The organism is Priestia sp. TGN 0903 (assembly GCF_050846855.1).
GTDB lineage: Bacteria > Bacillota > Bacilli > Bacillales > Bacillaceae_H > Priestia > Priestia zanthoxyli.
In genome coordinates, this window is sequence record NZ_JBOZGL010000005.1 from 198,866 (window position 1) to 221,474 (window position 22,609).

Genomic DNA, 22,609 nt, shown 5'->3' on the forward strand with positions numbered 1-22,609 from the left:
CTTTTCTTTATACTTGCACTGCCTGCTGCTCTTCTAATTCAAATGCTACGTGAAGCGTCTCAACAGCTTTTACCATATCAGCATGCGGTACAACTGTAGATACTTTAATTTCAGACGTGCTGACCATCTTCACTTCAATTTTCTCTCCTGCCAGCACTTCAAACATTTCGGCTGCAACACCTGGATTAGATATCATGCCAGATCCCACAATCGATACTTTAGCCAGACTGCTTTCATGTTCAATACGCGTATACCCCAAGGTAGATTTATACTCTTTTAAGACGGCAAGAGCAGCTTCTACATCTACAGTTTTAATAGAAAATGAGATAGAGAGGCGATTATTAGCCGTTACGTTTTGAATAATAATATCCACATTTAACTGTTCTTTTGCTAATGCTGTAAAAATAGTAGAAAGAGTTTGTAACTCGTTGTTTAACCCTTCAATTGTCACCCGTGAAATATTATCTTCAAACGCAATTCCTCTTACGACTAAGTTTTGTTCCATTGAAACTTCCTCCTCAACAATCGTTCCATTCTCGTTTTCTAAGCTTGAACGCACTTCTAGCGGTACCTGATAATTTTTTGCAAACTCAACAGCGCGCGGATGCAGCACCCCTGCTCCTAAATTAGCTAATTCTAACATTTCGTCATATGAAATAGAATGAAGTTTACGAGCCTCTTCTACGTAGCGCGGATCCGTCGTAAACACTCCTGTTACGTCTGTATAAATATCACATTTTGCAGCTTTTAGTGCCGCGGCAAGAGCTACTGCCGTCGTGTCAGAGCCGCCTCGACCTAATGTTGTAATGCTTCCATCTTCTGAACAGCCTTGGAATCCAGCTACTACTACGATTCGACCTCTATCTAATTGGCTTTGAATACGAGTCGTGTCAATGTGCTGGATTCGTGCATTGCTGTGAACTGCTTCCGTCTGGATACCAGCTTGCCAACCTGTTAGCGAAGTGGCTTCATGACCTTTGCATTGAAGAGCCATTGTTAACAGGGAAATCGTTACTTGTTCTCCAGTTGTAAGAAGCATATCCATTTCGCGTTTACTTGGACTGTCCGTAATATCACTTGCTAATTTCACCAGTGCATCTGTGGTTTTGCCCATTGCCGATACAACAACTACTACTTGGTTACCGCGCTCTGCTTCTTGAATAACACGGTTTGCTACATGTTGAATACGTTCAACAGAACCAACAGATGTTCCACCAAATTTTTGAACGATTAATGCCATAATTTTGTTCATTCCTTTTCAATAAATTTGCATATGCAGGATGATGAGAAGCTAAATTTTTTTACTCAGACAATAAAAAAAGCAATGAGATGAGCTCTCATTGCTTAACGAACGAAAATTATAAAACATAACCGTCCACTGCCGTGAGATAGCTCTCCAAGAATCTACATCTTGACAATCCTACGTTTATTCAACGCAGAACCAGCAATCATTACTATGAGGTAATGTTCACTTCGGCAAATTTCCCTTTCCGCATCGTTCATAAGGGCTCATACCCTTCCTGATGCGTACTGATTAAATTTGCACCTCTATCTTCACTTCATTTGATGAAGTGTCGTATGAAATTAGTTAATAGCTTATCAAATATTTTCTATTATTTCAAGACTATTTTTGTAATGTTTCATAAATTTTTTCAGCAATGTTTTGAGGAACACCTGAATTTCGTATATCTTCAACCGTTGCTTCTTTCAATTTTTTCACCGAACCAAAATGCTTTAACAAAGCTTTCTTACGCTTTTCTCCCACTCCCGGAATGTCGTCTAGAACTGACTGAAAAGCGGACTTAGAGCGCACTTGACGGTGGAAGGTGATTGCAAAGCGGTGAACTTCATCTTGAATTCGCTGAAGCAAATAAAATTCTTGACTATTGCGTTCAAGCGGTATGATTTGAGGAGGCTCACCAATCATCAGGTTGGAGGTTCTGTGTTTATCATCTTTAACAAGACCTGCTGTAGGCACTAAAAGTCCCAATTCATTTTCGAGAACGTCCTGGACTGCAGCTAAATGCCCTTTGCCTCCATCTACAACAATTAAATCCGGAAGCGGAAGGCCTTCTTTTAACGCTCTGGAATACCGTCTGCGAACGACTTCCCTCATGGAACTGTAATCATCTGGTCCCTTTACGGTCTTAATTTTATATTTGCGATATTCTTTCTTTTCCGGTTTCCCATCAACAAAAACAATCATCGCAGAAACTGGGTCTGTTCCTTGAATATTTGAGTTATCAAATGCTTCAATCCGATAAGGAGCGGCAATTCCAAGCTCTTCTCCTAACCGTTCAACTGCGCCAACTGTACGCTCTTCATCTCGTTCAATTAAATAGAATTTTTCACCGAGCGCAATTTTTGCATTTTTACACGCAAGTTCTACTAATTCTTTCTTTTTGCCTCGCTTTGGATGCTGAACCTCTACTTCTACTAACTTCTCAGCTAACTCTGCATCAATCGTTGCTGGAACCATCACTTCTTTTGGCTTAATATTTTTGGCATAAAACTGACCGATAAAAGTTAAGAAATCTTCTTCTGGCTCTTTATAAAAAGGAAACATAGAAACTTCTCGCTCAATTAATTTCCCTTGGCGAATAAAGAAAACTTGAACACACATCCAGCCTTTATCGTAAGAATAGCCAAACACATCTCGATTAACAAAATCATTAAACGTTACTTTTTGCTTTTCCATTGTCGCTTCGATATGAGCAATTTGATCTCGGTATTCTTTAGCCCGTTCAAAGTCAAGTTCTTCTGAAGCTTTTAACATTTTTTCAGTTAACTCTGTTTTGACATGCTCATATCCACCATTTAAAAACCGCGTGATATTTTCAATAATTTGTTTGTTTTGCTCTTCTTTTACCTCTTTTACGCAAGGAGCTAGACATTGCCCGATATGGTAATACAAACAAGGCCTATCTGGCATAGTGGAGCACTTTCTTAACGGATAAATGCGATCAAGAAGCCGCTTTGTTTCATTTGCTGCTTGAACATTAGGATAAGGACCGAAGTATTTCCCTTTATCTTTTTTTATTTTTCTTGTAATAACAAGTCGGGGCTGTTTTTCAGCTGTAATCTTAATAAACGGATAGCCCTTATCATCTTTAAGCATAATATTGTATTTTGGGTCATGCTTTTTAATTAAATTCATTTCTAAAATAAGCGCTTCTAAATTAGAAGATGTGACGATATATTCAAAGTCGACAATGTCGTTTACAAGTCGAAGCGTCTTTCCGTCATGAGATCCGGTAAAGTAGGAACGTACTCGATTTTTTAATACTTTTGCTTTTCCTACGTAAATGACCGTTCCATATTTATCTTTCATCAAGTAACAGCCGGGCTGATCCGGTAAAATAGCCAGCTTTTCTTTTAAATAATCGTTCATACTTTTCTCCTTCCTCTTCTCTTACTCTGTCCATCTATACAATCGCTTATGAAGCGTAACCTACATTCTTTCCTGTCTTAATACATGTACATAAGCTGGATTTATGGCGGTGTTCCTTACATCTAGTATAAAACAAACGAACGCATATTCGCTAAATAAAAGTATTCCCAAAAGAGAAAAAGTGGAGAAAAAGAAAAAAACCTAGCCTGAGCTAGGTTTTGACTTACGCGTGTTTATTAATTAATTCTGTTAATGCTTCTTTTGGTTGGAAACCAACTACTTGATCAACTTTCTCTCCATCTTTGAATAATACTAAAGTTGGGATACTCATAACACCAAATTTTCCAGCTGTTTCTTGATTTTCATCAACGTCTACTTTTACGATTTTAACTTTATCGTTAAGTTCGCCATCAATTTCTTCAAGAACTGGAGCAATCATTTTACAAGGGCCACACCATGGTGCCCAAAAGTCAACAAGCACTAGGCCTGATTTAATTTCATCTGTAAAGTTTTTATCTGTAGCATGTGCAATAGCCATTTTAATTCCTCCTAAATATATGCAATATCCAAATTCTACTCACAGTATATCACCTTCAAATAAGGTTTGCTAACTTTTTGCTTACATTTATACTGTTTATTCTCCGCTCTAGTTTGTACAATTTGCCTAAAAATATGCGTAGAAAATTTCGTTTCCCATGAGGCTGAGACCTGACTAAATGAATCCAAAGACGAACAAATAGTATACATGGGTTGAACCGCTTGCGACACCGCAGTTGATTTCCATGCAAGACTTCGCTTTTCTAGCAGGAGTCTTCGCCTTGCCCTCCAATCACCTGCTAGAAAGACCTACCCTGCGTTTACCCTAACAAAAAAACGAACCACTAATCAAAAATCTTGATCAACGGTTCGTTCTTCACTTCGTCTCAAATACTTTTGTCCGAGAATCTTACGCAGACTGTACTTTCAGCTTTTTAAATTCTTCCGTTAGCAGAGGCACTACTTCAAATAAATCTCCAACGATTCCGTAGTCAGCTACTTTAAAAATATTCGCTTCAGGATCTTTATTGATTGCAACAATAATTTTTGAATTTGACATACCTGCCAAATGCTGAATAGCACCTGAAATTCCGCAGGCAATGTATAAATCTGGTGTGACTACTTTGCCCGTCTGACCGATTTGAAGAGAATAGTCGCAGTAATCTGCATCGCACGCTCCGCGAGACGCTCCAACAGCTCCATTTAACACGTCCGCTAGTTCTTGGAGAGGTCCAAAACCTTCCGTACTTTTTACACCTCGACCACCTGCAATCACGACTTTTGCTTCGGACAAATCAACCCCTTGCGTTGCTTTGCGTACGACTTCTTTTACAACAGTACGCAGGTTTTTGATTTCAACATTTAAATCCTCTACATCACCTGTACGCCCCTCATCTTTTGCAAGCGGTGAAATATTATTTGGACGAATCGTGACAAACGTAAAAGCATCGGTCATGATTTTCTTCTCAAATGCTTTACCAGAATAAATTGGGCGAGTGAAGACTACTTGATCCCCTCCCACTTCTACATCCGTCACATCCGAGATAAGTCCTTTATCTAAGCGAGCTGCCAGTTTTGGCGCTAGATCTTTGCCAAGAGCCGTATGCCCAAATACGATAGCTTCAGGCTGTTCACTTTCAATGATGGCTAATAATGCCTGAGCGTAACCATCCGATGTGTAAGCAGCTAAATCTTCATGCTCCGTCACAACAACTTTATCTGCTCCGTATGCAATAAGTTCTTCACTTAAAGATTTTACGTCCTTTCCTACTAACGCTGCAATAATTTCTCCCCCGTCAGCTACAGTAGACGCTGCGGAAATCGCTTCAAACGATACGTTTCGTAATCCCCCATCACGTGCTTCTCCAAGAACTAACACTTTGCGTCCCATTACAATACCCCCATTGTTTTGACTTTTGACTTATTAAATGACTTTTGCTTCCTTATGCAGTAAATTGACCAGCTCTGTTACTTGATCTTTTATATCTCCTTGTAATACGCGCCCCGCGTCTTTTTTCGGAGGTAAATAAATTTCAATTGTCTTTGTTTTTGCTTCTACATCATCTTCATCTAAATCTAAATCGTCTAATTCCACTTCAACCAACGGTTTCTTCTTCGCTTTCATAATCCCTGGAAGAGATGGATAGCGAGGCTCATTAAGTCCCTGCTGAGCTGTTACTAAAAGAGGAAGCGACGTTTCAATAACTTCCGAATCTCCTTCCACATCGCGTACAACCGTCACTTTTTCACCTTCAATATCCAGCTTTGTAATCGTTGTAATATAAGGGATTTCTAACTGTTCTGCTACGCGCGGTCCCACCTGGCCTGAACCTCCGTCAATCGCTACGTTTCCTGCTAAGATTAAATCAGGAGATTGCTCTTTTAAGTACTGTGCCAGCAGCCTAGAAGTCGTGTACTGATCGCCATCTTCTATGTCATCTTCCGTATTGATTAAAACCGCTTTATCTGCTCCCATAGCCAAAGCTGTTCGGAGTTCTTTTTCTGATTCTTCCCCTCCTACACTCACGACCGTAATCTCTCCGCCATGCTTTTCCTTTAGCTGAATAGCCTCTTCAACTGCATACTCATCGTAAGGATTAATAATAAATTCAGCTCCATCTTCAACAATTTGACCATTTTTTAGTGAAAGTTTCTCCTCTGTATCGAACGTTCTTTTTACTAACACATAAATATTCATTCAATTCCCCTCCTAAGCTTATTTTCCTAAAAATTTAGGCTGGCGCTTTTCAATAAAAGCGGCTACGCCTTCTTGAGCATCACGGCTTTTGAATACGCTTCCAAAAAACTGTGCTTCTTTTTTGATGCCGCTGTAATAAGCATCTGTTTTTACATGTTGAAGCAGCTGCAAGGTAGCTTTAACAGAGATTGGGCTTTTTTTGGCAATTTTTCTAGCAAGTAAAAATGTTTCATTGATAAGCTGACTTTCTTCAAAAGCTGCGTTTGCCAATCCTAACTCCACTGCCTCGCTGCCCGATATTGGATCACTTGTCAGCATCATCTCACAAGCCTTATGAACCCCTACATAACGAGGCAATCGCTGAGTTCCTCCAAACCCTGGTATAATTCCTAACTGAAGTTCAGGCAAGCCCAGCTTAGCATTTTCTGTTACCAAACGGATATGGCAGCTCATAGCAAGCTCTAATCCTCCGCCTAAAGCAGCTCCATGAATAGCTGCAATAACTGGTTTTGGGTAATTTTCAATATACTCAAAGAGCTCTTGGCCGTTAACAGCAAGTTTCTCGTAATCTTTTTCCTGCTGCAGTGATGTAAACTCTTTTATATCAGCTCCAGCACAAAAGAATTTCCCTTCGCCTTTAATGACGATAACCCTTGTCTCTTTGCTATCTTCTAAATGTTTTAAAACACTTGAAAGATCTTTTAATAAATCTTGAGACAAAGCGTTAGCAGGTTGTCTATTCAACGTAATGAAGCTTATTGCATCAACAGTTTCAACCTGGATAATCTCCATTTGTTTCCCCCACCCTTTCTTTCTATTTTCATTACCTTGCGCTTCTCCCCTCGCAAGGGAGCAGCAGGCTCACTTACGATTATGAGCCGCTGCAGCCGTTTAACAGCAGGGAATGGACTTTATCTACCGATTCTATTAGACCATATCGATGATCGTTCATTACCCATGTTGTGACAGTTTCATCAATCGTTCCAAAAATCATCTGTCGCGCAAGACGAATATCTATATTTTCAGAAAACTCACCCGTTTCGATTCCTGTCTGTAAAATAGAATCAATGAGAGTCAGATAATCTTTTAATACATCGTTAATTTTCAATCTTAAATCTTTGTTCGATTGACGCAGTTCAAGCTGTGTCACTGTAGCTAAATGATGATCCTCCGCTAGAAACGAAAAATGCTTGTCAATTAATACGTGAAGTTTTTCTGCCGCAGTTTCAATTCCCGCCAGTTCTTCATAAATTTTTTCTACAAACTGTCCCATCTTCTCTTGAAATAAGGAAATCAAGACATCTTCTTTGTTTTTAAAATATAAATATATCGTACCGTCTGCAACTCCAGCCTGCTTAGCAATTTTAGAAACCTGAGCATTGTGGTATCCGTTTTCTGCTATTACTACTACAGCTGCATCGATAATCTGCTTATACTTTGGCTTATTTCTTCTCAATCTTATACGCTCCTTTAAAATATGAATGATTATTCATTCATATCTTTATAATAAAGAAACCGCAAGTATCTGTCAATTATGTTTCAGCAAAAAAATCAAAGGCGACGATCGATTACGTCGCCTTTTTATGCTTTTCATTTTCTTCTTCAATCAGCGCTCGTCGCAGAATCTTCCCGACCGCTGTTTTTGGAAGCTCATTTCGAAATTCATAAAGGCGCGGAACTTTATAAGCAGCTAAATACTTTCTAGAAAACTCATTTAACTCTTCTTCAGTACATCTTACACCATTTTTTAATACAATGTAAGCCTTCACTGTTTCTCCTCTATATGGGTCAGGAACACCTACCACTACAGCTTCTTGAATTTTTTCATGCTCATATAATACTTCTTCAACTTCTCGAGGATAGATATTATATCCCCCGGCAATAATAATATCTTTCTTTCGATCTACTACATAAAAATAACCTTTATCATCCATATAGCCAACATCACCTGTTAGCAACCACCCGTCTCGCATAACAGCCTCCGTTTCTTCAGGCTGCTTCCAATATCCTTTCATGACCTGAGGACCTTTAACCGCAATTTCTCCTACTTCGCTTACAGCAGCTTCTTTACCTGTTTCAAACGAGAGAATTTTGGCATCTGTGTCTGGCCAAGGCACTCCAATGCTTCCTGGTATTCTCTCTTTCCAAAGAAAATTAGCATGAGTAACAGGAGAGGTTTCCGTCAATCCATATCCTTCCACTAGTTTACCTCCAGTGAGCTTTTCAAACTGCTCCTGCACTTCCACAGGAAGAGGAGCCGAACCGCTCATACATGAATCAATAGAAGATAGGTCGTATTTTGCTAAATCAGGATGGTTTAATAATGCGATGTAAATTGTCGGAGCACCTGGAAATAAAGTAGGCTGCTGCTTATGAATGGTTTTGAGCGTCGTTTTTGCATCAAATTTAGGCAGAAGCACCATCTCGTAGTTTTGCAAAACCGATAGAACCAGAACCGTTGTTAAACCATACACATGAAAAAACGGGATAATTCCAAGCACTTTTTCTTCTCCATGCTTGCAGCGGTATAACCAATGTGAACACATCGTTGCATTGGCTACCAAGTTTTTATGAGTAAGCATGACTCCTTTTGGAAAACCTGTTGTTCCCCCGGTGTATTGCAAAATCGCGATATCTTCGTCTGAAATTCCCTCAGCATTACATACTGCTGGAGAGGATTCACTTATAATGCGTTTAAATAAATGAGTAGTCTCCGTATGACTCACATCCACGCTTATCTTCTGCTGTTTGCGCTGAATAAATGGATAGATTATGTTTTTGGGAAATGGGAGATAGTCTTGAATAGAGGTGATGACTACGTGTTTTACACTTGTTAACGCTTTCATTTTTACTACACGCGGATATAGCAAATCGAGTGCAATAATCATGGTCGCTTCTGAATCATTCAGCTGATACTCTAACTCCCTTTCCGTATACAAAGGGTTTGTTTGAACGACTACTCCTCCGGCAAGAAGAACAGCATAAAAGGAAATGACAGCTTGAGGGCAATTTGGAAGCATAATGGCTACTCTATCCCCTTTTTTTAATCCCAGTTCAATAAGGTAAGATGACAGTTTCAAAGAATCTTGATGCAGTTGGGAAAACGTCATTTTTTTCCCTAGAAAATAGATTGCGTTTTTTTTAGGGGCTTTTTGAACTGCTTCTTCAAAAAGCTGTGCTAAATTTTTTTGCTCATAATGAAGCGTAGCAGATATTTCCTCTGGGTATTGAGAAAGCCATATCTTTTCGGTGGATTCCACACGTATCCTCTCCCTCAAAAAAATAAAAAATTAGAATTTTCTAATTAAAATTATAGTTCATTCTTTTTTTAGATGCAATCGTTATTGAATGTTCTCTTTCCTGTCTAATCACTCTTTCATCCTGCAGCGTAATAAATAAAAATTGGATTTATCCCTGTACATTATCCGAATTTTTTGTATATAATAAAAATTAGATTTTTTTTAAGGAGCTGTATGAATTGATAACAACATTGACTAAAGGACCGTTCAAAGCAGATCACGTTGGAAGCTTTTTGCGTCCTGAGCGTATCAAGCAAGCACGATTACAGGTAGAAAACGGGGAAATGACAAAGAAACAGCTTCGAGCAATTGAAGATGAAGAAATTAGTAAGCTCGTAGAAAAGCAAAAACAAATTGGATTAAAAGCCATAACAGACGGTGAGTTTCGCCGTGCGTGGTGGCACTTTGATTTTCTATCAGAACTTGTGGGCGTAGAACTTTACGAAGCAGAGTCGGGAATTCAGTTTCACGGGGTCCAAACAAAAGCTCACGGTATAAAAGTTACTGGAAAACTAGATTTTAATCACCACCCTATGATTGAAGATTATAAATTTCTTCATCAAGCGGCTGGAAAAGAACACGTGGCTAAGTTCACCATTCCAAGTCCCAATATGCTGTTTTTCAGAGGTCATATTGAAGAGTCTGCTTACTCGGATACGGATGTATTTTTTGCTGATTTAGTTAAAACATACCAAAAAGCCATTCAAGCATTTTATGATGCTGGATGCCGCTATTTACAGTTAGATGATACTGCGTGGGCGGTCTTTTTCTCAGAAAAAGGACAAGAACAAATCGCGTCAAAAGGATTTACGCCCCAAGAATTACTGAAACGTTTTACGGATGCGATCAATGAATCCATTGCGCATAAGCCAGATGATATGGTTATTACAATGCATATTTGCAGAGGGAATTTCCAGTCTACTTATACAGCAAGCGGCGGATATGAAAATGCGTCAAAAGCTATTTTCAGTCAGTTAAACGTAGATGGACTATTTTTAGAATTTGATGATGAACGCTCAGGAGGATTCCAACCTCTTCGACATGTAAAGCGAAATGACCTTCAGATTGTCCTTGGTCTTATCACATCAAAATTTGGAGATTTAGAAGATCCTGAAGCAGTGAAAAAACGAATTGCTGAAGCGGCAGAATTTGTTTCTCTTGATCAAATTTGTTTGAGTCCCCAGTGCGGATTTGCTTCTACAGAAGAAGGAAATTTACTAACTGAAGAACAGCAGTGGGATAAAGTAAAGCACGTGATTTCAATTGCTGAAGAAGTATGGAAGTAATCATTAAAAAAGCTGACCTGCTTTAAGGCCAGCTTTTTTGCTGTCATCACAATGTTAGGAAAAGCTATATAGATAAATAGATAAGACCAATAAGCATAAACACTCCGCATAAAATGAGTAAAATTTTCGCTAACTTCTCCATGACTCTCTCCTATCCTATCCCTGCTCCTATTACATAGGACATACCGATTGAAATAACAAGTGAAATAAACCCAACGGCTCTGTTATCTTGTTCAATTTCATCATCGATTCGAAATTTCGGCGTCAAAAATTCGAAAATAAAATAGCTGACTAGTAAAAGAACAAACCCATATATTCCCCATCCAAGCATTCTTAACAAATTGTCGTTATGCTCAATTGAATAGCGAAAAATATTAGCTAATCCAAATATTTTCCCACCTGTTGCCATCGCAACAGCCATATTTCCTTTTTGAATCTCTTCCCAATTCTTATATTTAGTAACGAGCTCAAACACAACAAGAAAGACGACAATGCTCAAGACAACCACGCTGTAATAAGCGGCGGATTCAATATACGGGTCTTTCCAAAAATCCCTCATTTTTGCATCACTCCTAATTTATATTACACTCCACGTAATGAACTGACAGGTCTCTTTCCTTTACTTGCATCGTTCTTAAAAGAGATAGAAAACCCAACATAGTTCATGAGCCATGTCGGATTTTCCATCTTCATATATGCTTGTTCAGCGCATCCACTGACACCTTTATCTCAGCATTCTTTTACTTAAATTCCACAACCGTAACGCCAGAACCTCCTTCAGAAGCTTCTCCGAAACGAATATTTTTAACAGAACGATGATTTTTCAAATATTCCTGTACACCTTTACGAAGAGCTCCGGTTCCTTTACCGTGGATAATCGAAACGCGCGGATAGTTGGCTAACAAAGCATCATCAATATATTTTTCAACTCGAATCAGCGCATTTTCATAGCGCTCTCCTCTTAAATCCAGTTCTAGATTTACATGATAATCTTTTCCTTTTACCGTAGCAAGCGGCTTTGTTTCTACAGGTTTTGGGGAACTAATATATTCGAGATCTTTTTCTTTCACCTTCATTTTCATGATTCCCATTTGCACTTGCCATTCATTATTACTTACTCGTTCCACAAGCGTTCCTTTTTGTCCCCAGCTTAAGACTTTCACTTCATCTCCAGCTTGAAGAGTGCGCTCTTGTTTTTTCGGCACAGCCGGTTTCTTTTTACTTTTTTCAAGAGTTGGAACTGCATCTTCTAGACGCTTACGTGCTTCAATCAATTCATGCTCTTTTACAAGCGCATGATTTTTTTGACTCATTTTACGCAAATCGCTAATGATTTTCTCTGCTTCTTCAGATGCTGCTTGAACTGTGGCTTGAGCTTTTTCTTCAGCTTTTTCGTACAGCTTATCTCGTTTTTCATTAAACTCAATAATCTGACTCTGTAATTCTTTATGAAGCTTCTGAGCCTCTTTTCTTAGCTGTTCAGCTTCTTCTAGCTCATGTTCAGATTGACGGCGGCTATCTTCAAGAGAAGCGATCATATTTTCTACTTTATTTGTTTCTGAGCCAATATAGCCTTTGGCACGTTCAATTACTTCTGCACTTAAACCTAAACGTTTTGAAATTTCAAAAGCATTGCTTCGACCCGGTACACCAATCAGCAGCTTGTAAGTAGGGCTCAATGTTTCAATATCGAACTCTACGCTAGCATTGACCACTCCTTCACGGTTATAGCCGTACGCTTTTAATTCAGGATAGTGAGTAGTCGCAACTACGCGAGCGCCTCTTTCATATACTTGATCTAAAATCGAAATCGCAAGCGCTGCACCTTCTTGGGGATCTGTTCCGGCTCCCAATTCATCGAACAAGACCAGACTTTCATGATCTACTTTTTGTAAAATATCTACAATGTTGACCATATGAGATGAAAAGGTACTCAGACTTTGTTCAATGGACTGCTCATCTCCAATATCAGCAAATACGTGTTTAAACACAGCCATTTCCGATCCATCCAGCGCAGGAATCTGCAAACCTGCTTGAGCCATTAATGTGAATAACCCAAGTGTTTTTAACGTTACGGTTTTACCGCCGGTATTTGGTCCTGTAATAACGATAGACGTATATTGATCACCTAGCTCAATATCATTTGCAACGACATCTTCCTGTGCAATAAGAGGATGTTTTGCCTTCACTAACTTAATATAGCCTCGATCGTTCATTTTAGGTTTTGAAGCTTTTAGCTCATGGCTATAGCGCCCTTTAGCAAACATGAAGTCCAGCTCACCTAACAAATAAACGTTTTGACGGAGTTCATTTGCCACTTCCGCTACCTGAACGGTTAGAGCAATAAGAATACGCTCAATTTCTTGTTTTTCTTTTACTTTTGCTTCTTGAAGCTCATTATTTAACGTCACAATCGCCTGTGGCTCAATAAATAACGTTGCTCCAGATGAAGACTGATCGTGCACAATGCCTCCATACGCACTGCGATATTCTTGCTTAACAGGAATAACGAAACGTTCGTTTCGAATGGTAACAATCGCATCTGACAACATTTTCTGAGCAGACGAGGAGCGAATAAGACTTTCTAGCTTTTCGCGAATACGAGACTCCGTCGAGCGAAGTTTTTGACGAATGCCTCTTAGCTGGTCGCTTGCACCGTCTAGTACTGTGCCATTCTCATCAATGCTCATTTTAATTGTTTGTTCTACCTCAGGAAGGGGCATTAGTTTTTCGATATGTTCAGTTATAATTGGAAGCTGTAAATCTTCGTCTTCTACTACTTGCTCGATAAATTGCTTGACTTGTCTTGCAGCATAAATAGTACTTGCTACATCAAGAAGTTCATTAGAGCTTAGCGTTCCTCCAATTTCAGCGCGCTTTACGCTAGGTCGAACGTCAAAGATGCCTCCTAGCGGTACGTTGCCACGCAATCGCAGCACGGTTGTAGCTTCATCTGTTGCTTCCTGCCATTTGACTACTTCTTCATACTGAGTCGAGGGAATCAAATTCGCTACTTTTTCTCGGCCTAAAGAAGAAGCTACTTTTTTCTGAAGCTGTTCCTTAACTTTATTAAACTCTAGTACATGGAAAATACGTGATTGCAAAACTGATTCCTCCTGTTGCTTATTTATGTCGATTTAAAAAGGCGGTTAATTCTTTGAGGCTATACGTATTTAATACCGTTTCTGGTTTAAGCCAGCCTTTAATTCCCGTAGATATTCCAATTTCCATATGCTCTAGCATGTCTAGATTGTGAGCATCTGTATTAATTGCAATTTTAACTCCTGCCTCTTGTGCTTTTTTTATGTGCTCAGCGGCTAAATCTAAACGGTTTGGATTCGCGTTTAGTTCAAGAGCCGTTTTTGTTTCCTTAGCTAATTCAATTAGCATATCAATATCTACATCATATCCGTTGCGGCGACCAATCAAACGACCGGTCGGATGAGCGATTAAATCTACATGAACATTATTTAACGCTTGCTTTAAACGATTCATAATTTCTTCGCGTGATTGTGAAAAACTAGAGTGAATGGACGCAATAACAAAATCTAGCTCAGCTAGCATTTCATCATCATAATCAAGTGTTGCATCGGGCAAAATATCCATTTCAATTCCTGCTAGTATTGTAAAATCATCGAACTGTGCGTTTAAACGATTAATTTCTTCACGCTGTTTGCGAATGCGTTCAGGCGTTAGACCGTTAGCTACTTTTAAATACTGAGAGTGGTCTGTAATCGCCATGTATTCATAGCCTCGCGCGCGACATGCTTCCGCCATTTCTTCAATTGAATACGCTCCGTCGCTCCACGTGGAGTGCATATGCAAATCACCTTTTACCGCACCGTAGGTCACAAGCGTTTGAGGTTTTATAAATGCATCTACTTCCGTTCCATCTTCACGAAGTTCCGGCGGAATAAAAGACAGCCCAAAATGTTCATAGAATGCTTGTTCAGACTCAAATGTCATAACTTCGCCTGTCTCCGCATTTTCAACGCCATACTCGCTAATTTTTTCACCGCGTTCTTTTGCTAATTGACGCATGCGCACATTATGATCTTTTGATCCTGTAAAATGATGAAGCGTCGTGGCAAACGCTTTATCTTCTACAAGACGAAAATCCACGGACACATCGTACTCATAGGCTAACGTTACCGATACTTTTGTATCTCCATTTGCAATGACATCCTTCACATTTGGCAACGATACTAGCTGTTCACGGACAGCATGAGGCTCAGCTGTTGAAATAATAAAATCAAGATCTTTTACAGTTTCTCTCATGCGGCGAATGCTCCCTGCTTGAGAAAAACGCTCAATGCTATGCATATGTTTAAGGGCTTCTAAAATTTCTTCCGCTATTGGAAGCACAAAAGCAAGAGGCAAACGATCAGGACGTTTCCCAAACTCTTCAATAGCAGCGATAATTTTCTCTTCCGTCTTTTTACCAAAACCGCTTAGTCCCTGCACTCGATTTTCCATACAGGCCTGATGCAGTGATTCCATGTCTTTAATATCTAGCTCTTTATATAATTTAGCGATTTTTTTACCTCCAAGCCCCGGCAGCTTAAGCAGAGGAATAAGTCCTTCAGGAACTTCTTGCTTTAGTTCTTCTAGTACGCTTGACTCATTTGTTTCCATATACTCTGTAATAACTGCAGCCGTTCCTTTACCAATCCCTTGGAGCTTGGTAAAATCCTCAATCTCTGTCAGCGTTCTCTCGTCCGTTTCTAGCGCTGCAGCTGCTTTTCGAAAAGCAGAAATTTTAAAAGGGTTATCTCCTTTTAATTCCATATATGTAGCAATTGTTTCTAACAATTTAATAATATCCTTTTTATTCATCTCTTTTCACCAGCCTATTATCATAATAACGAAACTTTCAAAACATGATGAGTGACATATGTACTCTCTCAAATTTTTATCTAGACATACTTTTATCTCCGTGAAAACCGCAGAACAGACTGCGATAAAAAAAGAGGGTATCTCAAAAGTATTATGACACTTTCGACACACCCTCTCAACAAGCTATTGTAATTTCATTACATTACACCATACTGAGTCCACAAATCTTGAATGGCAGACGATAAGTATGGAGTATTTTGTACGATATTGATTGCAATTGAAGACTGTTGAATTGGCGTTTGAATTTCACTTACAGGAATCACGGCTCCAATGTATAACAAAATAAAAACGATGATATACACTTCAACGAATCCAAGTGCACCTCCGCCCCATTTATTTAACTGGCGCAGAATTGGCAGTTCCGTTAAAGCCGTTAAAACAGAGCCTGCAAGGCGAAGTACAATGTGAGTAGCAAAAAATAAAATCGCAAATGCAATCATTCGATAAAAAGCGTCTTCTATCGTTCCAGAATCAAATACAAACGATGCGACACTTTGCTGCTGAATATTGTCTGGAAACGGAATCAACAAGCGAAGTCGGCTTGCCAAATCTCCACTAAACATATAAGCGACGATAAACGAAACCGCAAAACTGACAATATGAATGAGTTGCAAAATAAATCCTCTTTTAAGACCTGTTACAAAGCCTAAAAGAAGCAATATAATTAAAATGATATTAAGCATTGACTCAGTCATTCCTCTTTTCCATAAAGTTTTTGTTCAAGTCTCTCATAGTCTTCTTTCAGTTTTATATATTCGTGTACAGCATTCACAGCTGTTAATACTGCTAATTTATTGATATCTAAAGAAGGGTTTTTAGTACTGATTTCACGCATTTTTTCATCCACTATAGAGGCGACAAGTCGAATATGGCTTGTACTTTCGCTACCGACGATGCTGTACTGCTGACCAAAGATGTCAACTGTCGCACGTGTTTTATCTTGTCTTGACACGAGAAAATCCTCCGTTCCACGAAAAATCCTAATCCCTATCATACCACGAAGAAGACTTCAATGGAAACATATCTATATTTAAGCTATCATAAGGGATAGTGCTTATAAAGTAAACTAAAATACCCCGAAAGGAGTGAAGCATTATGTCACATGCTGTTATTAAGGTATCAGCTGATCAGATAGCTAAAATGAAGCTTCATTACACATCCTATTTGCAGCCTAAATTGCCGCAGGGAAGTATTTTTTCGGCTAAAACTCCCGGCTGTTCTATCACTGCATACCGCTCTGGAAAAGTACTTTTTCAAGGAAAAGAAGCTGAAACAGAAGCAGCTAAGTGGGGAGGTCCTTTAGATGCTTCTAAAAAGGCTCCCGTCTCACATCTCCCATCAAACTTCAGTTCACTATCGGTCATTGGTTCTGATGAAGTAGGAACGGGAGATTATTTTGGTCCCATGACCGTAGTTGCTGCCTATGTTCAAAAAGAGCAGCTTCCTTTGTTAAAAGAATTAGGAGTACGAGATTCAAAAGAGTTAACGGATGCTAAAATCATTGAAATTGCCAAGCAGCTTGTTTCGTTTATTCCTTACAGTTTGCTTGTCTTACATAACGAAAAGTATAATGCATTTCAAGAAAAAGGCATGTCACAAGGTAAAATGAAAGCTCTGTTGCACAACAAAGCTTTATCCAACGTGTTAAAAAAATTGGATTCTGAAAAACCTGATGCGATTTTAATTGACCAGTTTGTTGAAAAAAACACCTATTATAAACACATCGTAAAGGAAAAAGAGATTATCAAAGAAAATGTCTTTTTCAGTACAAAAGGAGAAAGCGTTCATTTATCTGTAGCCGCTGCTTCCATTATTGCCAGATACGCATTTTTAAAACAAATGGATTTACTAACGGAAAAGACGGGGATGGTCATTCCTCGCGGAGCTGGAGCACAAGTTGATATCGCCGCTGCTAAAATTATTAAAAAACATGGCGTCAATGCGCTGAACTCTTTAGCTAAAATCCATTTTGCTAATACAGAAAAAGCTTTAAAATTAGCTAAAAAATAAGAGATGTGGAAATCCACATCTCTTTTTTTATTCTTATGAACGAAGCGTTGCACCAAATTCTTTTTCAACAGCTTCTAAAACTGCACCATGTGCTTTTGCTACTTCTTCATCTGTTAATGTACGTTCAGGATCTAAGTAACGTAAAGAGAAAGCTACAGATTTCTTGCCTTCTTCCATACGCTCGCCTTCATATAGATCAAATACTGTCACGTCTTTTAAAAGTTCTCCGCCCGTCGTATAGATGACGCGCTGAACTTCTCCTGCAAGAACGTTTTTATCTACAACAAGTGCAATATCACGTGTAATAGATGGGAATCTTGGAATAGCTGAATAACGAACTTCTTCGACATCTGCAGCTAATAGCTCTTGAAGGTGTAATTCAAACACGTATGTTTCACGAAGGCCATACTGTTTCTGAGCAACAGGATGAACTTGACCCACGTATCCAATTTCTTTTTCATCTAACCATACAGCCGCTGTACGTCCAGGGTGCATACCGTCTTTTTTAACGGGAGCATATGAGATTCGTTTCTCTAAACCAAGCTGTGCAAATAACCCTTCTAGTACACCTTTAATCACATAGAAATCAACGACTTTCTTTTCACCTTGCCAGCCGTGAGCATGCCATAGACCCGTGATTGCACCAGCTACGCGCTCCTGCTCATCCGGTAATTCCCCTTCACCTTTAGATAAGAACACTGAGCCTGTTTCGTATAGCGCAATAGAATCCGATTGACGAGCATTATTGTGCTTCACTGCTTCAAGTAAATGAGGTACTAAGCTTTGACGAAGGATGCTGCGATCTTCACTCATCGGCATTGCTAAACCAATCGTACTTGTTGCATTGAGTGCAAACTGAGTAGCTTTTTCAGCGCTCGTTAACGAATAGGTTGTTGTTTGCGCTAGCCCTGCTCCCTCTAAGAAACGGCGAACTTTACGGCGTCCAAGCTGATACTCTGTTAATTTTCCTGGAGTTGCCACTGTTACAGGAAGCGTTGTAGGAAGGTTGTCATAGCCATACATGCGCGCTACTTCCTCCACGATATCTTCTTCAATTGTAATATCGCCTCGACGAGTCGGTACCGTTACAACGATTGTTTCATCTTCGACTTTGCTTTCAAATTGAAGACGGTTCATAATATCTTGTACTTCTTCCATCGACAGTTCTGTACCAAGCACATTGTTAATACGTCCAAGTGACACAGCTACAACAGCAGGTTCCACAGTTAGTGTATCTACTTCTACAGTACCGCTTACCACTTCACCTGAAGCGTATTCAGCCATTAATTCTGCTGCGCGGTCAGCAGCTACACGCGTACGGTTAGGATCAATTCCTTTTTCAAAACGAGCACTTGCCTCACTGCGAAGACCGTGGTCTTTGGAAGCTTGACGAACTGTTAAACCTTTGAAGTAAGCTGATTCAATAAGAACATTTACCGTATCGTCTTTTACTTCAGAGTTTGCTCCCCCCATTACACCTGCAAGGGCTACCGGTTCACTGCCGTTTGTAATAACAAGCTGATTGCCTTTTAATACGCGCTCTTGATCGTCAAGCGTTACAAACTTCTCGCCTTCTGACGCGTGACGTACAACAATTTCTTTTGAACCAAGACGATCATAGTCAAAAGCATGCAGCGGCTGGCCGTATTCAAGCAAAATATAGTTGGTAATATCAACAACGTTGTTATGAGGTCGAATACCAGCTGCCATTAAACGCGTTTGCATCCATAATGGTGACGGAGCAATTTTTACGTTTTTCACAACGCGCGCTACGTAAAGGGGATTGTCTTCTTTTGCCTCTACTTTAACGGAAATATAATCAGCTGCTTGCTCATCAGACGTTTGCACGTTTACTGACGGATACTTCACTTCACGACGTAAAATAGCAGCCACCTCATGTGCTACACCTAACATACTTAAGCAGTCTGAACGATTTGGTGTTAGCCCTAGTTCTAATACTTCATCGTTTAAGTTTAATGCATCTAGCGCATCCGCTCCTACTTCAGCATCACTTGGGAAGACGAAGATGCCTTCTTGATAATCTTTTGCCACAAGCTTGCTTTCAATGCCAAGCTCTTGAAGAGAACAAATCATACCGTTCGATTCTTCACCGCGAAGCTTAGCACGCTTGATTTTAAAGTTACCTGGAAGTACAGCTCCCACTTTTGCAACCGCTACTTTTTGACCTTGTGCCACGTTAGGTGCTCCGCACACGATTTGAACGATTTCTCCTCCGCCAAGATCTACTTGACAGCGGCTTAATTTATCCGCATTTGGATGCTGTTCACGTTCTACAACGTGACCAATTACCACTCCGCTGATGCCTTTATTTAAGTTTTCTACACCTTCAACTTCAATTCCACTTTTTGTGATTTTATCAGCTAACTCTTCTGCCGTTACGCCTGATAAGTCAACATACTCTTGTAACCAACGATAAGATACAAACATCGTAGTCCCTCCTTTATACTTGTTTAAATTGATCTAAGAAACGAACATCATTTGTATAGAAATGACGAATATCATCCACGCCGTGTTTTAACATAGCAATACGCTCTACACCGATTCCAAAAGCAAAACCACGATATTTAGTTGAATCGTATCCAGCCATTTCAAGAACATTTGGATGAACCATACCGGCTCCTAAAATTTCAATCCAGCCTGTTTGTTTACATACATTACAGCCTTTACCTCCACATTTTGCACACGATACGTCTACTTCTACAGACGGCTCAGTGAATGGGAAGAAACTTGGACGAAGACGAATTTCACGGTCTGCACCGAACATCTTTTTCACAAATACTTCAAGCGTGCCTTTTAAATCGCTCATACGAATGTTTTCGTCTACTACAAGACCTTCAATTTGCATAAATTGATGTGAATGCGTAGCATCATCGTCATCGCGGCGGTACACTTTACCTGGGCAAATAATTTTAACAGGTCCTTTGCCTTCATTCTTGTTCATAACACGAGCTTGAACAGTTGATGTATGCGTACGAAGAAGCGTTTCTTCCGTAATATAGAACGTATCTTGCATATCACGTGCTGGGTGACCTTTTGGCAAGTTCAGCGCTTCGAAATTATAGTAGTCCTGCTCTACTTCTGGTCCTTCTGCTACTTCATAGCCCATTCCTAAGAATAAATCTTCTACTTCTTCAACCACGCTTGTGAGCGGGTGATGCGTACCTGCTTTAACCGGGCGTCCCGGCAGCGTTACGTCAATTGTTTCTGAAGCAAGTTTACGCTCTACCTCGGCTGCTTCTAACGCCGTTTGTTTTTCTTCAATTTTAGATGCAATCGCTTCACGTACTTCATTTGCAAGTGCTCCCATTACAGGACGCTCTTCAGCTGAAAGTTTTCCCATACCGCGAAGTACTTCTGTGATAGGGCCTTTCTTTCCTAAATAAGCTACGCGTACGTCGTTTAATTCTTTTAAAGCACTTGCTGCTTCGACTTTTGCAATTGCTTCTTGTTGAAGTTCTTGTAAACGTTCTTTCATCACTTATTCCTCCTTTTAACGTAAAAAATGACAAATAAAAAAACCTCCTCCCAAAAAAGGGACGAGGATTAGTCGCGTTACCACCCTTGTTAACTATATACACAGACGTATACAGTTCACTTCATTCAAGTTAACGGAATCTCCGGAACACCTTTACATCTATGTAAGATGGTCTAAGTGTCAACTCAAGAGGTGAATTCACTTATTACATTTATAAAAATGCTTTCAGTCATGGCATTTTCTCCCTGCATAAACGGACATAAGCTACTGCTCTCTTTCATCGTTTTTTACATATGTAACTATTGTATTATTATAGTGAAAACACGTTCTCGATGCAACTACATTCCGCGTAAATAATAAAGTAAGATTCCAGAAGCGATGGCAACATTTAACGACTCGCTCTTTCCATAGATGGGAATGTACAGATTCTGATCCGTTTGTTCCAACACTTTCTCGCTTACGCCATTTCCTTCATTTCCCACAATCAGCGCAAATTCGTTTGAAGGTTTTACGTGTGTGTAGACCTTTCCATTTTGTAACGACGTGCCGTAAACTGCTATTCCTCTTTCTTTTAACAATGAAATTATTTCGAGTAAATCGCCTTTTACAATTGGAAGGTGAAAAATAGCTCCTTGCGTTGAACGAACGACTTTTGGGTTGTACACATCCACGCTGCCCTCTCCAATGATAATAGCCTCCACTCCCGCAGCATCAGCGGTTCGGATAATGGTGCCTAGGTTACCTGGATCTTGCACGGCATCTAAAAGCAATACTTTCTGTGCTGTATGAATAATTTCCGCATGCTTTGTTTGAAAACACACGGCAATAATTCCTTGAGGTGTTTCTGTGTCAGATAATAACTTACTAATTGCTTCGTTTACAACGATTATTTCGATACCGTCTATATCCCACTGTGCGGGCACTTCGGTCGATTCGCGTATAATTAGTTCCTTTACACAATCCTTATTTTTGATAGCCTCTTCGACTAAATGAAAGCCTTCTACCATAAAAAGGCCCTGCTTATCACGGTCTTTTTTATTATGCAGTTTTTTCCACGCTTTTACCTGCGGATTTTTAACTGAATCAATTTGTTTCACAAACATAACTCCTTTATCTATACAAAAATAAATAGTTCGATTACATTTTGTTCAATAATCATTAGATAAGTTTCACTTTATTGTACATAGAAATCGCAAAGAAAACAAAAACTATTGGTAACTTTACGATAGCTGAGGTGAAAATGATGGATCTTAATTTACGAAATGCTGTTATTGCAAACGTTTCAGGAAACTCAAAAGAAGAGCTTGAGGCTACAATTTCTGACGCTATTCAAAGCGGTGAAGAAAAAATGCTCCCTGGACTTGGTGTTTTATTTGAAGTGCTTTGGGAAAAGTCTCCGGAATCAGAAAAAGAAGAAATTCTGACAACGCTTGAAAACGGTTTAAAATAAATAACCTTTTCCTATGTACAACAAAAAGCTCATTCTCCTAGGAGAAT

General features: G+C 39.5%; 19 protein-coding genes, 1 riboswitch and 1 other annotated feature. Of the genes, 3 read left to right on the top strand and 16 right to left on the bottom strand.

Going from position 1 to position 22,609, the window contains the following annotated elements:
* Positions 1-7 precede the first annotated feature (7 nt).
* The 8 genes from ACRPLY_RS18515 to ACRPLY_RS18550 all read right to left on the bottom strand — a co-directional run bounded on the left by ACRPLY_RS18515 (position 8) and on the right by ACRPLY_RS18550 (position 9,385).
* Positions 8-1,240 (bottom strand): aspartate kinase, encoded by a 1,233-nt coding sequence (locus tag ACRPLY_RS18515; RefSeq protein ID WP_033579633.1) that lies wholly within the window; start codon positions 1,238-1,240, stop codon positions 8-10.
* 141 nt (positions 1,241-1,381) lie between these two features.
* Positions 1,382-1,559, bottom strand: a riboswitch (Lysine riboswitch).
* Between the two features lie 65 nt (positions 1,560-1,624).
* Positions 1,625-3,391, bottom strand: a complete 1,767-nt coding sequence (uvrC, locus tag ACRPLY_RS18520) for an excinuclease ABC subunit UvrC (RefSeq protein WP_014458075.1) — start codon at positions 3,389-3,391, stop codon at positions 1,625-1,627.
* Positions 3,392-3,614: 223 nt separating this feature from the next.
* The gene (gene trxA / locus ACRPLY_RS18525; protein WP_013059404.1) at positions 3,615-3,929 is read right to left on the bottom strand and encodes a thioredoxin; all 315 of its coding nucleotides are present in this window, start codon (positions 3,927-3,929) and stop codon (positions 3,615-3,617) included.
* Between the two features lie 408 nt (positions 3,930-4,337).
* A complete protein-coding gene (locus ACRPLY_RS18530; RefSeq protein WP_033579632.1) occupies positions 4,338-5,318 on the bottom strand; it encodes an electron transfer flavoprotein subunit alpha/FixB family protein in 981 nt (326 codons plus the stop codon).
* A 33-nt stretch (positions 5,319-5,351) separates the two neighbouring features.
* Positions 5,352-6,125, bottom strand: coding sequence for an electron transfer flavoprotein subunit beta/FixA family protein (locus ACRPLY_RS18535; RefSeq protein ID WP_016765685.1), 774 nt, complete (start codon positions 6,123-6,125; stop codon positions 5,352-5,354).
* An 18-nt stretch (positions 6,126-6,143) separates the two neighbouring features.
* A complete protein-coding gene (locus ACRPLY_RS18540) occupies positions 6,144-6,917 on the bottom strand; it encodes an enoyl-CoA hydratase (protein WP_028411759.1) in 774 nt (257 codons plus the stop codon).
* A 79-nt stretch (positions 6,918-6,996) separates the two neighbouring features.
* Positions 6,997-7,581, bottom strand: a complete 585-nt coding sequence (locus ACRPLY_RS18545; protein WP_013059408.1) for a TetR/AcrR family transcriptional regulator — start codon at positions 7,579-7,581, stop codon at positions 6,997-6,999.
* Positions 7,582-7,693: 112 nt separating this feature from the next.
* On the bottom strand, positions 7,694-9,385 hold the full coding sequence (locus ACRPLY_RS18550; protein ID WP_165635119.1) for an AMP-binding protein: 1,692 nt from the start codon (positions 9,383-9,385) through the stop codon (positions 7,694-7,696).
* Positions 9,386-9,603: 218 nt separating this feature from the next.
* Between ACRPLY_RS18550 and ACRPLY_RS18555 the strand changes: the two genes are divergently transcribed.
* Positions 9,604-10,710 carry a 5-methyltetrahydropteroyltriglutamate--homocysteine S-methyltransferase gene (locus ACRPLY_RS18555; RefSeq protein ID WP_165635118.1) on the top strand — a complete coding sequence of 369 codons (1,107 nt, stop codon included), beginning with the start codon at positions 9,604-9,606 and terminating at the stop codon, positions 10,708-10,710.
* A 151-nt stretch (positions 10,711-10,861) separates the two neighbouring features.
* On the opposite strand, the gene ACRPLY_RS18560 is transcribed toward ACRPLY_RS18555, so the two are convergent.
* The 5 genes from ACRPLY_RS18560 to zapA all read right to left on the bottom strand — a co-directional run bounded on the left by ACRPLY_RS18560 (position 10,862) and on the right by zapA (position 16,558).
* Positions 10,862-11,269, bottom strand: a complete 408-nt coding sequence (locus ACRPLY_RS18560; protein ID WP_013059411.1) for a DUF350 domain-containing protein — start codon at positions 11,267-11,269, stop codon at positions 10,862-10,864.
* Positions 11,270-11,450: 181 nt separating this feature from the next.
* On the bottom strand, positions 11,451-13,814 hold the full coding sequence (locus ACRPLY_RS18565; protein WP_028411762.1) for an endonuclease MutS2: 2,364 nt from the start codon (positions 13,812-13,814) through the stop codon (positions 11,451-11,453).
* Between the two features lie 19 nt (positions 13,815-13,833).
* The gene (gene polX / locus ACRPLY_RS18570; protein ID WP_367076840.1) at positions 13,834-15,546 is read right to left on the bottom strand and encodes a DNA polymerase/3'-5' exonuclease PolX; all 1,713 of its coding nucleotides are present in this window, start codon (positions 15,544-15,546) and stop codon (positions 13,834-13,836) included.
* A gap of 197 nt (positions 15,547-15,743) precedes the next feature.
* Positions 15,744-16,301 carry a CvpA family protein gene (locus ACRPLY_RS18575; protein WP_014458067.1) on the bottom strand — a complete coding sequence of 186 codons (558 nt, stop codon included), beginning with the start codon at positions 16,299-16,301 and terminating at the stop codon, positions 15,744-15,746.
* Positions 16,298-16,558, bottom strand: coding sequence for a cell division protein ZapA (gene zapA, locus ACRPLY_RS18580; protein ID WP_013059415.1), 261 nt, complete (start codon positions 16,556-16,558; stop codon positions 16,298-16,300). Before zapA ends, ACRPLY_RS18575 begins: the two co-directional genes overlap by 4 nt.
* 143 nt (positions 16,559-16,701) lie before the next feature.
* On the opposite strand from zapA, the gene rnhC reads away from it, so the two are divergent.
* On the top strand, positions 16,702-17,616 hold the full coding sequence (rnhC, locus tag ACRPLY_RS18585) for a ribonuclease HIII (RefSeq protein WP_099331321.1): 915 nt from the start codon (positions 16,702-16,704) through the stop codon (positions 17,614-17,616).
* Positions 17,617-17,649: 33 nt separating this feature from the next.
* Here the strand turns inward: rnhC and pheT are convergent, their stop codons facing one another.
* From pheT to ACRPLY_RS18600, 3 genes are all read right to left on the bottom strand, one after another.
* Positions 17,650-20,064, bottom strand: a complete 2,415-nt coding sequence (gene pheT, locus ACRPLY_RS18590) for a phenylalanine--tRNA ligase subunit beta (protein WP_028411765.1) — start codon at positions 20,062-20,064, stop codon at positions 17,650-17,652.
* A gap of 13 nt (positions 20,065-20,077) precedes the next feature.
* Positions 20,078-21,112, bottom strand: coding sequence for a phenylalanine--tRNA ligase subunit alpha (pheS, locus tag ACRPLY_RS18595; protein WP_014458064.1), 1,035 nt, complete (start codon positions 21,110-21,112; stop codon positions 20,078-20,080).
* Between the two features lie 54 nt (positions 21,113-21,166).
* Positions 21,167-21,402: a binding site (T-box leader), on the bottom strand.
* Positions 21,403-21,450: 48 nt separating this feature from the next.
* The gene (locus ACRPLY_RS18600; protein ID WP_176343388.1) at positions 21,451-22,215 is read right to left on the bottom strand and encodes a TrmH family RNA methyltransferase; all 765 of its coding nucleotides are present in this window, start codon (positions 22,213-22,215) and stop codon (positions 21,451-21,453) included.
* A 140-nt stretch (positions 22,216-22,355) separates the two neighbouring features.
* Here ACRPLY_RS18600 and sspI point away from each other — a divergent pair, with 140 nt between their 5' ends.
* Positions 22,356-22,562 carry a small acid-soluble spore protein SspI gene (gene sspI / locus ACRPLY_RS18605; protein ID WP_013059420.1) on the top strand — a complete coding sequence of 69 codons (207 nt, stop codon included), beginning with the start codon at positions 22,356-22,358 and terminating at the stop codon, positions 22,560-22,562.
* Positions 22,563-22,609 lie beyond the last annotated feature (47 nt).